Here is a 12,811-nt window from a genome sequence, read left to right as displayed (position 1 = left end):
ATGGAAAAAATACTTATACTGGATAATTACGATTCATTCACCTACAACCTGGTACACCTGGTCCGCGAGATCGGGGGCTATGAGCTGGAGGTACACCGGAACGATAAGATCACCCTGGATGCAGTGAAAGACTACGATCGCATCATTCTGTCCCCCGGCCCGGGAATCCCTTCCGAATCGGGCATTTTATGTGATCTTATCAGGGAGTATGCGTCCGTTAAACCTATCTTTGGCGTATGCCTGGGCGAACAGGCAATTGCGGAGGTCTTCGGCGGCACATTGGTAAATCTTCCGAAAGTGATTCACGGGGTTTCGGTGGAAACCGAAGTGCTGGACGAAAGCGAGCCTCTTTTCCGGGATGTCCCGAAGAAGTTCAAATCGGGGCGTTATCATTCCTGGGCCGTTTCGGATAAGGATTTCCCTTCCTGCCTGAAGATCACGGCGAAGGACCCGGATGGCACGGTAATGGCATTAAGACACCGGGAGTACGATGTCTGCGGCGTGCAATTTCACCCGGAATCGGTCCTTACGGCGCATGGGCACAGGATCATGGAAAACTGGTTAAATAGGAGCATATGAGCATTCTGGATAAGATCGTTTCCCGTAAGAAAGAAGAAGTAGAAGCAAATAAAAAGAGCCTGCCGGTAAGCCGGCTTGAAAGCACTTCGCATTTCAAACGCAGCCCCCTTTCCTTCAAAAAAGCGCTGACGCGCCGGGGCGCCTCGGGCATTATAGCTGAATTTAAGCGCCGCTCGCCATCCAAAGGCCTTTTAAACGGGCATGCGGATGTGATCGCCACTGCATCCGCTTATGAACTGGCCGGCGCCTCCGCTCTCTCCGTATTGACGGACGTGGACTTTTTCGGCGGCAGCAATGAAAACCTTGAAAAAGCCCGCGCGGCGGTAACAATTCCCATTCTCCGGAAGGACTTCATCATTGATGAATACCAGCTGTTGGAAGCAAAGGCTATCGGGGCGGATGTGATCCTTTTGATCGCTGCCATTCTGAGCGTACATGAAACAGAAAAACTTGCCCGCTTTGCCCGCTCGCTGGGGCTGGAAGTACTCCTGGAAGTACACAATGAGCAGGAACTCGGACATATCAATCATTTTGTAGACGTTGTAGGGATCAATAACCGGAACCTCAATGATTTCAGCACCGATGTGCAAACATCTTTTCGCCTTGGGGAATTGCTTCCGGCTTCCGCCGTTAAAATATCAGAAAGCGCTATCAGCCAGCCTGCCGTTATTGTGCAGCTGAAAGAAGCCGGTTTCCGCGGTTTCCTTATCGGGGAAACGTTTATGAAGGAAGCCGATCCCGGCAAAGCATGCGAGGAATTTATTAAAGCGGTGAATACATTATAAGGCTAAGCAAGCCCGGTAACGCGAAGCAGGGCCGGCCTATTTTTCTTTACTGAAAAGCCATTTCAGCAGGTCCGGCTCCGCAAAGGCGTTTTCCCAGCTTTCATGACCGGCCTCAGGATATTCGGTATAGGTGACATCCGCTTCCAGCCGTTTCAACTCATCCACCATTTCGCGGGAGTACTCGGGCCTTACAATATTATCCCGCGCGCCGTGAAAAACCCATAGCGGAACTCTTTCCGCATATTTCTCACAATCTTCCGGGTTGCCTCCGCCGCAGATGGGAACAGCGGCGGCAAATTTTTTGGGCTGGCGTGCCAGTAATTCAAAAGTACCCATACCTCCCATGGATAAGCCCATCACATAAATCCGTTTCTCATCAACGGCTTCCATTTTTGTCAGGTAGGTGGTGAGGTCCATGACCAGCTCCAGCGATTTGGTGGGATCGTCGGGGTAGTCAAAATCAAAGCTGGCGCCCGCCTCCTCCCTGGTGATCTTTACCGAAGACCAGAAGTCAGATTCCGGACACTGCGGGAAAACTACGATGGCAGGATAATTGCTTAGCACATCTTCCTTCAGAAACAGGTCTGAACCGTGGGTAAGCTGTTTTTTATTATCATTCCCGCGTTCGCCGGCCCCGTGAAGGAAAATTACCAGCGGGTACTTCTTTTGGCTGCCATAATCGGCAGGATAAAGCATACGATACAATAAGGTGTCCCCTTTTTTGGTAACGTATTGTTTAGCAATGAATTCTTCGGAGTCCTGGGCCATGGCAACGGAAATGCAGAGGAAGGCAAACAAAATGCTGGCAATTGCTTTTTTCATTGTACAAAGGGGAATTAGCACGTGTTATAAACCGGTTGGTGAAATTAACAAAAATAATGCAACACTCGTATATTTGTAAACTTAAATCAGGCAGTAAATGAAAGAAAGCGGATCAAAGGAAAAGGCAGTGCTGGTGGGAGTGATCCGGCCGGAACAAAGCCCTGAACAGGCACAGGAGTACCTGGACGAACTCGCTTTCCTGGTTGAAACTGCAGGCGGCGTTACTGTCAAAACATTTACCCAGCGCCTGCCTGTCCCTGACACGAAAACATTCGTCGGTAAGGGAAAACTGGAAGAGATCCAGGAATATGTAAAAATGGCCGAAGCCGACATCGTGATCTTTGATGATGAACTCAGCCCCTCCCAGACCCGGAATCTGGAAAATTTCCTGCAGGTGCCTATCCAGGACAGGAGCCGGGTGATCCTGGATATTTTTGCAAAAAGGGCGCAGACCTCCCAGGCAAAAACCCAGGTAGACCTGGCGCGTTATGAATACATTCTCCCCCGCCTTACCCGCATGTGGACTCACCTGGAGCGCCAGCGGGGCGGCACCGGCACCAGGGGCGGAGCCGGGGAAAAGGAAATTGAAACCGACCGCCGGGCAGTCCGGAACAGGATCAGCGTATTAAAAGAAAAGCTGTCGAAGATCGAAAAGCAAAATGCCACCCAGCGCAAGAACCGCGGCGAACTGGTAAGGGTGGCCCTGGTAGGTTATACCAACGTGGGGAAATCCACGCTTATGAACCTGCTGAGCAAATCAAGCATTTTCGCGGAAAACAAATTGTTCGCTACCCTGGACACGACGGTCCGGAAAGTAGTGTTCCACAACCTGCCCTTCCTGCTATCGGATACGGTAGGGTTTATCCGTAAGCTACCCCATCACCTGGTGGAAAGTTTTAAGTCCACGCTGGAAGAAACGCGGGAAGCGGATATCCTGATCCATGTGGTGGATATTTCACACCCGAATTTCGATGACCATATCCGGACCGTTAATGAAACGCTGAAGGAACTGGGCGCCGGGGATAAATTAACGATCACCGTATTCAATAAGATTGACTTGTATAATGCCGGGGAAACCGGCCTTAATCTGGACGAGTTCAAGCGGACCTGGATGGCCAAAGAAAACGCTCCCGCCGTTTTTATTTCCGCTACCGGCAGAGAAAATATTGAAGAACTTCGCGACCTGATCTACGAAAAGGCCAAGGCCATTCACCTGAGCCGCTATCCGCACGATGGCCTGCTCTATCCTGACTTGCCCGAAAAAGAATAAGCGATCGTCGGGACTGCATATGCGAATTCCGGAAATTTTATTAGTTTTGTAATGACCATTACATTAATGGGCATTAAATTAATGGCTATTAAGTTAATGCCCTACAAAAAACAATGAAGTTTTACGATAGAAAGCAGGAATTGGCTATTCTTCAGTTGAATACCAGGCAGTCTGAAAAAACCGCCTGTTTCACCATGATGGTGGGAAGGCGACGTATTGGCAAAACAGCATTACTGCTCGGAATTCGGTAAAGAATACGGCACCTACTTTTCAATATTGCAGCTAATCGCCTCAGGTAAGACTTCGCAAAGCGAGATTGATTCCATTATTGGCAAAAATACAGGCACATACCTTGTAAACCTCGAAAGAGATTATTCTCTTATCACGAGGAAAAAGCCAATGTTTTCAAAGCCCGAAAGCCGCAACACGAGATGGAGTATCAGCGATAATTATCTGCGATTCTGGTTCCGCTTTATCTTTCCCAATCAACTGCTTATTGAAATGAGCAGGCATGAATTATTGCGGGAATATATTGAGAAAAATTACGAACAGTACAGCGGCTTACTATTAGAGCAGTATTTCCGGGAAAAATTAGCCCAAAGCGAACGCATAACGGATGTGGGCAGTTATTGGAATAATAAGGGCGAAAACGAAATAGATCTGATAGCCCTCAACAGGCTTGATAAAACAGCTATTGTTGCAGAGGTTAAACGTAATTCCAAAAAAATCAGTATCGCGCAGCTGGAGGCAAAAGCAAGGGCAGTAGCAAAAGACCTGGCAAAATATAAAACGGAGCTGAAAGCTTTTTCAATAAAGGACATGTAGCCCTGAGCCCTCCCTGTTAGTCGCCGGCATAGAGCAGGAATACGGCCGGGCGCTTGTGGAGGTCAGGATGGGGCTGACTTTTCCATTCGGCGATTCTTCGCGTGGCGATGAATTCGGTATCGGTGGTCAGATCGCAGGAAATGCTCAGGGAAGCAGTTGCATGACAAGCCCCGAGCAGGTCTTCCAGCAGCTGGTTATTGCGAAAGGGCGTTTCAATAAAGATCTGTGTTTGCCGGAGTTTCCGCGAAGCCCGTTCAAGTTCCTGTATTTTCCGTATGCGTTCGGGGCGGGGAATAGGCAGGTACCCCTGGAAGGCAAACTGCTGCCCGTTAAAGCCGGAAGCCATTAAACTTAAGATAATGGAACTGGGCCCTACATAAGGAACCACCCGGATGTTCTTTTCATGGGCCCGCCGGACGATCAGCGCGCCGGGGTCGGCGACGGCGGGGCAGCCTGCTTCTGAAAGCAAGCCGACATCCTTCCCCTGCAACACAGGCTTTAAGTAATCGTCAATGGCTGCATTATCTGAATGTTTGTCATAAACATGAAGCCGGAGTTCGTTCATGGGCGTGCGTATCCCCATTTGTTTCAGAAACCTGCGGGCGGTTTTCCCGTTTTCCACGATGAACTCATCCATTTCCGCAATGGCCGCCTGCAGGCCCGGCACCAGGGAATTTTCAATCGCTCCTTCACCAAGCGGAACCGGAATCAGCAGCAGCTTACCTTTTTTCATCTGTTCATTTTTATTTGCGGGCATTGACAAATGTTCAATCTTTTTCGTAAATTACAAAGACCACGGATTATTCTAGTCAGCAACCGGTATGAAGAAACTGCATGAAACCTGGTTTGCCGAAGGCAGAATTGACTTCGAACTGAAGAAATATATGCTTTTGGCCTATTTGCAGGAGGTGAACGGACACTTTCACCGGAACAAGCTTTACCCGCACCTGGCAGACCTCATTTTCCATTATAATAACCTGCGTGCTTTCAGGGAAAACAAGGACTCGCTTCAAAAGAGTTTCCCCAGGCGGTTGAGCAAGGCCGACCTCAAACAGCTGAAGCTCATTTATGATAAGATCGTCTCTGATGATAGCATGATGCAGGAACTGGAACAGATCATTGATTACGCGCTTGACAAAATGGATCTTTCGCTGCGCGAAGGGAAAGAGATCTACGATTACGTGGAACAGCAGTTAACTGTTTTCCCGGTGGGCGTACTGCCGCTCAACCCGGCGGAAGGCTATATTTTTATGACCAATGGCAATAACAGGGAAACCAGGGTTTACGAATTCCAGGTGACCTTGTTTGAGCGTGATTCCGAACGCTACCGGGGCATTCATACCTTATTTCTCTGCAAGTACCGGAAGAATTTCATCCATACGTACGAGTATATTAAGAGCGATCTTATCCGCAGCCGGGAAAAATACGTCAACCCGGCGGTTTACGGGGTGGAAACCGGACTCGCCTTTCCCGTGGAGGAAACACTTTTGCCTGTCGCCAAGCGGTTTTTGGTGAAATATATTTCGAATATTAGCTGAATCTTGAAATTATTTTTTGTATTTTTGTCTTGCCGCCGAGACAAATCTTCATCCAGGAGGGACGTATGCAATACGCCCCTTTTCTTTTTTAGGCTTCTGCGGCCAATCCCATGCCGGCCTTTTCCTGCCTGTGCTATTTATATGCGCGCCCCTTTGAACTACATAAAAAAACCTCTATCTTTGCAGTCCTTTTTGGAGAAGCTCCAAGAAAGGGTTAATTAAATTAGTAAAATGAATACGTTAAGTTATCGCACTGTCTCGGCAAACAAAAAGACTGTCAACAAGCAATGGGTGGTTGTTGATGCTGAAGCCGAGATCCTGGGGCGCTTGTCATCAAGGATCGCTATGGTGATCCGGGGAAAGCACAAGCCTGAGTACACCCCACACGTAGACTGCGGAGATAATGTGATCGTTATCAATGCAGACAAAGTTAGGTTGACGGGAAAGAAGCTGACGGACAAGCAATATGTCCGCCATACCGGCTATCCCGGCGGTCAGAGGTTCATTTCTTCCAAAGAGTTGCTGGCGAAATACCCGGCGCGCGTGCTTGAAAAAGCCGTTCGTGGTATGCTGCCTAAAAACAAACTGGGTAATGCGCTGATCAGAAACCTGCACGTGTACGCAGGGCCTGAGCATCCTCATGAAGCGCAAAATCCGCAGCCGTTAAAATTCTAACGGAAACTCAACCAAAAAATTAAAGAAGAATGAGTACGACCAACACTTCCGGAAGACGGAAAACCGCCATTGCCCGCGCCTACGTGGCCGACGGCAGCGGCGCTGTTATCATCAACAGCAAAGACTACAAAGTATATTTCCCTACCCTTCCCCTGCAGTACATTGTTACCCAGTCGCTTGAAGTGGCAGATGCCGCCGGCAAGTTCGACATTAAGGTAAATGTAAAAGGCGGAGGCATTAAAGGACAGGCAGAAGCCGTTCGGCTTGCCATTGCCAAAGCCCTTGTTGAAATTGATCCTGAAGTTAAACCTTCCCTGCGCGCCAAGGAATTGCTTACACGCGATTCCCGCATGGTTGAACGTAAGAAATACGGTCGCCGGAAAGCAAGAAGGAAGTTTCAATTCAGTAAACGTTAATACAAGGAGGATCATATCATGGCAAGAACAACATATAATGATTTGCTGGATGCCGGTGTGCATTTCGGACACCTTACCCGCAAATGGAACCCTAAGATGGCTCCCTATATTTTCATGGAGAAAAACGGGATCCACATAATTGACCTGCATAAGACCCAGACCAAACTGGAAGAAGCGGCTTCGGCCATTAAGCAGATCGTGAAATCGGGCCGTAAGGTATTGTTTGTAGCTACGAAGAAACAGGCAAAGGACATCATGGCGGAACATGCCAAAATGGTGAACATGCCTTTCGTGACGGAACGCTGGCTGGGCGGAATGCTCACCAACTTCTCTACTGTACGCAAGTCTATCAAGAAGATGACCAATATCGATAAGTTCACGAAAGACGGAACTTATGATAACATCTCCAAGAAAGAGAAGCTCATGCTGCAGCGCGAGCGTATTAAGCTGGAAAAAGTACTCGGCGGTATCGCCGACCTTAACCGCCTGCCCGCCGCCATTTTTATCGTGGACATTAAAAAGGAACACATTGCAGTTTCGGAAGCGCTGAAGTTGAACATCCCGGCTTTCGCCATGGTGGATACGAACTCAGACCCGACCCTGATCGACTTTCCCATTCCTGCGAACGATGACGCGGCCAAATCCATCAGCCTGATCACCTCGGTAATCTGCAAGGCTATTGAAGAAGGCCTTGACGAACGCCGCCGTGAGAAAGAAGATGAGGCAGACCGCGAAGCAACCGATAAGGCCAAGGCCGAAAAAGAAGAAGGCGAAAAGGAAGTAGTCTCTGCCGAGAAAGGCGGCCGCAAGCGGATCAGAAGGACAGCCGGCGCGGAAAACGAAGATTCTGCCGAGTAATGCCGGTGCAAGACGTATTTGCAAAATTTTAAATAAACAATGAGTGTACAAATATCTGCTGCAGACGTAAACAAACTGCGCCAGCAAACCGGCGCGGGGATGATGGACTGCAAGAAGGCCCTTACGGAGGCCGGCGGCGATTTCGAAGCCGCTGTGGATTATCTTCGTAAAAAAGGCGCAAAAGTATCAGCGAGCCGTTCCGACCGGGATGCCCAGGAAGGCGCGGTGATCGCTAAAACTACTGCTGACGGCAAGGAAGGCGTCATCATTGAACTGAATTGCGAAACGGATTTCGTAGCCAAGAACGCGGATTTCGTGGCCTTTGCCGAAGACATTGCCAGCCTGGCAATAGAAAAGAAACCCGCGTCCCTTGAGGAATTGCTTTCCCTGGAACTCAACGGGATCAGCGTTTCGGACCGTGTACTGGATGAAACTGGCAAGATTGGCGAGAAGATCGCTGTTTCAACTTATGAAACGCTTTCAGCGCCAAAGGTGATCGCCTACATTCATGGAAATAACAGGATTGGCGTACTCGTGGGACTGAGCGCTGACGGCGAAGGTGCAGAGGAAGCAGGAAAAGACGTGGCCATGCAGATAGCAGCCATGAACCCTGCCTCCGTTGACAAAGATGATGTGGATGAAGCTACGGTGAACCGCGAGCTGGAGATTGCCCGCGAACAGATCCGCGCTGAAGGTAAACCCGAAGAGATGGTGGATAAGATTGCCCAGGGCAAGCTCAATAAGTTCTATAAGGAGAACACCCTGCTGAACCAGGAATTTGTAAAGGACAGTTCCAAGACCGTCCGGCAGATGCTGGAACATGTACAGAAAGGACTCAGCGTCACCGCATTTAAGCGGAAGATGCTCGGTTCCTAAATATTAGGCTTTAATCCCCGACACTGATCGGGGATTTTTTTATCTTCACGTCATTAATAGCAGCATGCAATACAAAAGAGTACTTCTGAAACTGAGCGGAGAGTCCCTGATGGGAAAGAAAGACTATGGTATTGACCAGGACATGGTGGCCCAGTATGCCGAGGATATCAAAGCGGTAGCCAAAAGCGGTGTGGAAGTGGCCATCGTCATAGGCGGGGGCAATATTTACCGCGGCCTGGAAGCTGAAAAAGGGGGGATGGATCGTGTGCAGGCGGATTATATGGGAATGCTTGCTACGGTTATCAACAGCATGGCGCTGCAGGATGCCCTGGAGAACACGGGCATGAAAACCCGTCTGCTTTCGGCCATTAATATGGAGCAGATCTGTGAACCCTTCATCCGGCGCAGAGCTATCCGCCACCTGGAAAAGGGCCGCATTGTGATCTTTGGAGCAGGCACCGGAAACCCTTATTTTACAACAGATACCGCCGCCTCATTAAGGGCTATTGAAATTGAAGCTGACGTAGTGCTGAAGGGAACACGGGTAGACGGCATTTATACAGCCGACCCTGAAATAGTAAAAGACGCTGTACGCTTTGACAATCTCACGTACACGGAAGCTTACGAAAAGGGCCTGAAAGTAATGGACATGACTGCTTTTACCCTGTGCCAGGAAAACAAATTACCGATCATTGTATTTGATATGAACAAAAAAGGCAATTTTATGAAGATAACCCAGGGTGAGCTTATTGGTACCCTGGTACATGCCGAATAATTTATCATCAAATTGAATCAGCCATGAACGAGTTAGTACAATTACATTTATCAGAAGCGAAAGACGCGATGCGGAAAGCCGTTGCTCATACGGAAGCCGAACTTGCAAAAATACGGGCGGGAAAAGCCATGCCCTCCATGCTGGACAGTATTCAGGTTGATTATTATGGCAGCATGATGCCGCTGAACCAGGTAAGTAATGTAAACACGCCTGATCCGCGGACCATTGTGGTACAGCCCTGGGAAAAATCCATGCTGCAGCCTATTGAGAAGGCCATCATGGAAGCCAACCTGGGTTTCAACCCGCAGAATGACGGCAGCCTTATCCGGATATCCGTTCCGCCGCTTACGGAAGAACGCCGCAAGGACCTGGTAAAGAAGATCCGCAATGAAGCGGAGCAGGGCAAGATCGCCGTTCGCAACATCCGGAAGGAAGCGAATGAAAAGATCAAGAAATTAACGAACGAACATGTTTCCGAAGACGAGATCAAGATCGGGGAAGACGAAGTCCAGAAACTGACCGACCAGCATATCAGCAGTGTTGACAAACTGTTTGAAGCAAAGGAAAAGGACATAATGACCGTTTAAAGACGGAAGATCCGGGCTGCAGGAGGAGCAGGATAAAACCTGTCCGGCCGGGACAAGCAGCATTTTTTAAAAAGGAAGGAATCAAAATCCTTCCTTTTTTGTTTTCTCTCAATATAATTATTCACACACACCAAACCTCGTTCATGAAAATATTGTATGCTTACCTGAAGGATCATAAATGGCTGCTGCTGTTTACCCTTCTGCTAGCCACCATTAACCAGGTATTCTCCCTGCTTGACCCCCTCATTTTCAGGCATGTAATTGATAATTACGCCATGAAGTTCAATGAGCTGACCTCTGAAGAATTCTTTAACGGCGTACTGCTGCTGCTGGGAGCCGCCATAGGGGTTGCCCTGGTATCGCGGATCGCCAAGAACTTCCAGGATTATTTTACCAATGTGATCGTGCAGCGTACCGGCGCCAAGATGTACTGCGACGGTCTGGGGCATTCCCTGGAATTGCCTTACGAAGTATTTGAAGACCAGCGAAGCGGCGAAACGCTTGGCATCCTTGTAAAGCTCCGCACCGACGTTGAAAAATTCATTATCTCCTTTATAAACGTGGTATTTACCACGCTTGTGGGTGTCGTCTTTGTGAGTGTTTACGCGATGACGGTGCATTGGCTGATCGCGCCGGTTTATTTGGCCACGGTACCTATTCTGGGCCTGCTTAGCTCCGCGCTGAGCAAGCGCATTAAAAAGATGCAAAGACGCATTGTGGATGAGACTACGGCCCTGGCCGGTTCAACTACCGAATCGCTCCGCAATATTGAACTGGTAAAAAGCCTGGGGCTGGCTAAGCAGGAAATTGGCCGGCTGAACACAACGACCACTAAAATACTTGGCTTCGAGCTGAAGAAGATCAAGTATATCCGCAGCCTGAGTTTTATCCAGGGGACTTCCGTCAACTTCCTGCGGAACTCGATCCTCTTTATTATGCTGTACCTGATCTTCCGGCAGGAAATTACCGTAGGGCAATTCTTTTCCCTCTGGATCTATTCTTTCTTTATTTTCGGCCCGCTGCAGGAACTGGGAAACATTATCAATACCTACCGGGAAACAGAAATTTCCCTGGCCAATTTCCAAAGCATTTTAGCGCGCCCGAAAGAAAGGCGCCCGGCTCATCCGGAAAAGATCGGCGACATCCGGTCCCTTCAATTCGATAAGGTAAGCTTCCGGCACCAGAGCGCGAACCGGAATGCGCTGGAGCATATTTCCTTTTCTACGGGGAAGGGCGATACCATTGCCTTCGTTGGGCCTTCCGGCGCCGGGAAGACAACGCTGGTAAAACTGCTGGTTGGCTTGTATCATCCTCAGGAAGGCGAGATCTTTTACAATGGCTTTTCCGACCGGGTCGTTGACTTTGAAGAGTTCCGGGAAAACATCGGGTTTGTTACCCAGGACACGCAGCTTTTCTCAGGGAGCATCCGGGAAAACCTCCTTTTTGTAAATCCTTCCGCTACTGATAAGGAATGCATGGAAGTATTGAACAAGGCAGCCTGTCAGTCCTTGCTGGCCCGCGCTGACAAGGGCCTGGATACGTTGATCGGGGAAGGCGGAGTTAAGGTTTCCGGAGGCGAAAAACAGCGCCTTTCCATTGCAAGGGCCCTGCTGAGAAGGCCGAGCCTGCTGGTTTTTGACGAAGCTACCTCAGCGCTTGATTCCATTACTGAAAAGGAAATCAGCCAGACCATCCGTGATGTTTCCGAAATGCAGGACCATATCACCATTATGATCGCGCATCGCTTATCCACGATCATGCATGCTGATTGCATTTATGTGCTGGAAAAGGGCCGCATTGCCGAATCCGGGAAACACGCGGAACTGCTGGATAAAAAAGGCCTTTATTACGCCATGTGGCGGCAGCAAGTGGGAGAAAAAGGCCGGGATGCATCATTTGCCCCGACTTCCGTATAGCGTTATTCTGGAATGCCGGCCAGAACGCCGATCGCATCCAGCCATTTTACGCAAAGCAAAGGCCACTCGGAAAAGGGAAGTTCTTCAGAACCTAGTCCCAGGCCATGCCGCCCTTCCAGGAATATATGAAGTTCTACCGGCACTTTTGCCTTGCGCAGGGCCTGGTAAAACATGATGCTGTTCTCAGGAGGTACCACGGTATCTTCCGTAGTATGGACCAGGAAGACCGGCGGTGTCCGGGGGCTTACCTGCCTTTCGTTGGAGAATTCAAGGACCAGGCTGTCAGAGGCGTTCTTGCCCAGCAGGTTCACGCGGGAGCCCTGATGGGCATAGGGAGGCAGGAACGTGATCACGGGGTAAACCAGTATGGCAAAATCCGGCCGCGAGCTGATCTTTTCCAGCGGATCTGCTGCGTCAGGGTCGCCCCCGGTGAAATGCGTAGCGGCTGTACTTGCCAGATGCCCGCCGGCCGAGAATCCCATAATACCTATTTTGTCCGGGCTCAGATCAAGTTTCCGGGCCCGGTCTCTCACCAGGCGAATAGCGCGCAGCGCATCTTCCAGCGGAGCGGGATGAAGGCCGGTTGTATCACCGGTGCCTGACACCGTATGGTACTTCAGCACGACAGCCGTAATGCCCAGGCTGTTCAGCCACCCGGCTATCTGTTTACCCTCGTGATCCATGGCCAGGCCGCTGTAACCGCCTCCGGGACACACCACAACAGCAATGTCAGCTGCATTCTGCCTTGAAGGGCTGTAAAAGGTTACTGTAGGAATGAACTCGCCCGGAGCGTAGGACTTTCCGGGCCATAAAGATTCTTCAGCAGGCTGGGCGCTGACCTGGCATAATGCAAAGATTGCCATCAAAAGCAGGGTAAACTTTCTCATCT

The 12,811-nt window shown here is 49.7% G+C and carries 15 protein-coding genes; 12 read left to right on the top strand and 3 right to left on the bottom strand.

Features of this window, described 5'->3' with window-relative positions:
• Positions 1 to 579 carry an anthranilate synthase component II gene (locus FRZ59_RS06505; protein ID WP_132130103.1) on the top strand — a complete coding sequence of 193 codons (579 nt, stop codon included), beginning with the start codon at positions 1 to 3 and terminating at the stop codon, positions 577 to 579.
• Positions 576 to 1,364 carry an indole-3-glycerol phosphate synthase TrpC gene (gene trpC / locus FRZ59_RS06500; RefSeq protein ID WP_132130104.1) on the top strand — a complete coding sequence of 263 codons (789 nt, stop codon included), beginning with the start codon at positions 576 to 578 and terminating at the stop codon, positions 1,362 to 1,364. Before FRZ59_RS06505 ends, trpC begins: the two co-directional genes overlap by 4 nt.
• A gap of 36 nt (positions 1,365 to 1,400) precedes the next feature.
• Here trpC and FRZ59_RS06495 read toward each other — a convergent pair whose 3' ends face one another.
• The gene (locus FRZ59_RS06495) at positions 1,401 to 2,186 is read right to left on the bottom strand and encodes a carboxylesterase family protein (protein ID WP_207910331.1); all 786 of its coding nucleotides are present in this window, start codon (positions 2,184 to 2,186) and stop codon (positions 1,401 to 1,403) included.
• Between the two features lie 97 nt (positions 2,187 to 2,283).
• On the opposite strand from FRZ59_RS06495, the gene hflX reads away from it, so the two are divergent.
• Positions 2,284 to 3,456, top strand: a complete 1,173-nt coding sequence (gene hflX, locus FRZ59_RS06490; RefSeq protein WP_132130105.1) for a GTPase HflX — start codon at positions 2,284 to 2,286, stop codon at positions 3,454 to 3,456.
• A 216-nt stretch (positions 3,457 to 3,672) separates the two neighbouring features.
• Complete coding sequence (locus FRZ59_RS06485) at positions 3,673 to 4,281, top strand: DUF234 domain-containing protein (protein ID WP_132130106.1); 609 nt, start codon at positions 3,673 to 3,675, stop codon at positions 4,279 to 4,281.
• 16 nt (positions 4,282 to 4,297) lie between these two features.
• On the opposite strand, the gene FRZ59_RS06480 is transcribed toward FRZ59_RS06485, so the two are convergent.
• On the bottom strand, positions 4,298 to 5,014 hold the full coding sequence (locus FRZ59_RS06480; protein ID WP_132130107.1) for an SAM-dependent methyltransferase: 717 nt from the start codon (positions 5,012 to 5,014) through the stop codon (positions 4,298 to 4,300).
• Between the two features lie 88 nt (positions 5,015 to 5,102).
• Between FRZ59_RS06480 and FRZ59_RS06475 the strand changes: the two genes are divergently transcribed.
• From FRZ59_RS06475 to FRZ59_RS06440, 8 genes are all read left to right on the top strand, one after another.
• Positions 5,103 to 5,819, top strand: a complete 717-nt coding sequence (locus FRZ59_RS06475; RefSeq protein WP_132130108.1) for a hypothetical protein — start codon at positions 5,103 to 5,105, stop codon at positions 5,817 to 5,819.
• A 231-nt stretch (positions 5,820 to 6,050) separates the two neighbouring features.
• The gene (gene rplM / locus FRZ59_RS06470; RefSeq protein ID WP_132130109.1) at positions 6,051 to 6,494 is read left to right on the top strand and encodes a 50S ribosomal protein L13; all 444 of its coding nucleotides are present in this window, start codon (positions 6,051 to 6,053) and stop codon (positions 6,492 to 6,494) included.
• Between the two features lie 29 nt (positions 6,495 to 6,523).
• On the top strand, positions 6,524 to 6,910 hold the full coding sequence (rpsI, locus tag FRZ59_RS06465) for a 30S ribosomal protein S9 (protein WP_132130110.1): 387 nt from the start codon (positions 6,524 to 6,526) through the stop codon (positions 6,908 to 6,910).
• An 18-nt stretch (positions 6,911 to 6,928) separates the two neighbouring features.
• Positions 6,929 to 7,768, top strand: a complete 840-nt coding sequence (gene rpsB, locus FRZ59_RS06460) for a 30S ribosomal protein S2 (RefSeq protein ID WP_132130111.1) — start codon at positions 6,929 to 6,931, stop codon at positions 7,766 to 7,768.
• Between the two features lie 39 nt (positions 7,769 to 7,807).
• Positions 7,808 to 8,644, top strand: coding sequence for a translation elongation factor Ts (tsf, locus tag FRZ59_RS06455; RefSeq protein WP_132130112.1), 837 nt, complete (start codon positions 7,808 to 7,810; stop codon positions 8,642 to 8,644).
• Between the two features lie 64 nt (positions 8,645 to 8,708).
• The gene (pyrH, locus tag FRZ59_RS06450) at positions 8,709 to 9,419 is read left to right on the top strand and encodes a UMP kinase (protein WP_132130113.1); all 711 of its coding nucleotides are present in this window, start codon (positions 8,709 to 8,711) and stop codon (positions 9,417 to 9,419) included.
• A 23-nt stretch (positions 9,420 to 9,442) separates the two neighbouring features.
• Entirely contained in the window at positions 9,443 to 10,006 is a 564-nt protein-coding gene (gene frr / locus FRZ59_RS06445) for a ribosome recycling factor (protein WP_132130114.1), read from the top strand.
• 143 nt (positions 10,007 to 10,149) lie between these two features.
• Positions 10,150 to 11,922, top strand: a complete 1,773-nt coding sequence (locus FRZ59_RS06440; RefSeq protein WP_132130115.1) for an ABC transporter ATP-binding protein — start codon at positions 10,150 to 10,152, stop codon at positions 11,920 to 11,922.
• Between the two features lie 2 nt (positions 11,923 to 11,924).
• Here FRZ59_RS06440 and FRZ59_RS06435 read toward each other — a convergent pair whose 3' ends face one another.
• Positions 11,925 to 12,809, bottom strand: coding sequence for an alpha/beta hydrolase (locus FRZ59_RS06435; RefSeq protein ID WP_132130116.1), 885 nt, complete (start codon positions 12,807 to 12,809; stop codon positions 11,925 to 11,927).
• Between the last annotated feature and the right edge of the window lie 2 nt (positions 12,810 to 12,811).

Origin of the sequence: Anseongella ginsenosidimutans (assembly GCF_008033235.1) — a bacterium.
Classification (GTDB): domain Bacteria; phylum Bacteroidota; class Bacteroidia; order Sphingobacteriales; family Sphingobacteriaceae; genus Anseongella; species Anseongella ginsenosidimutans.
This window is presented reverse-complemented; position numbering and strand designations above follow the sequence as displayed.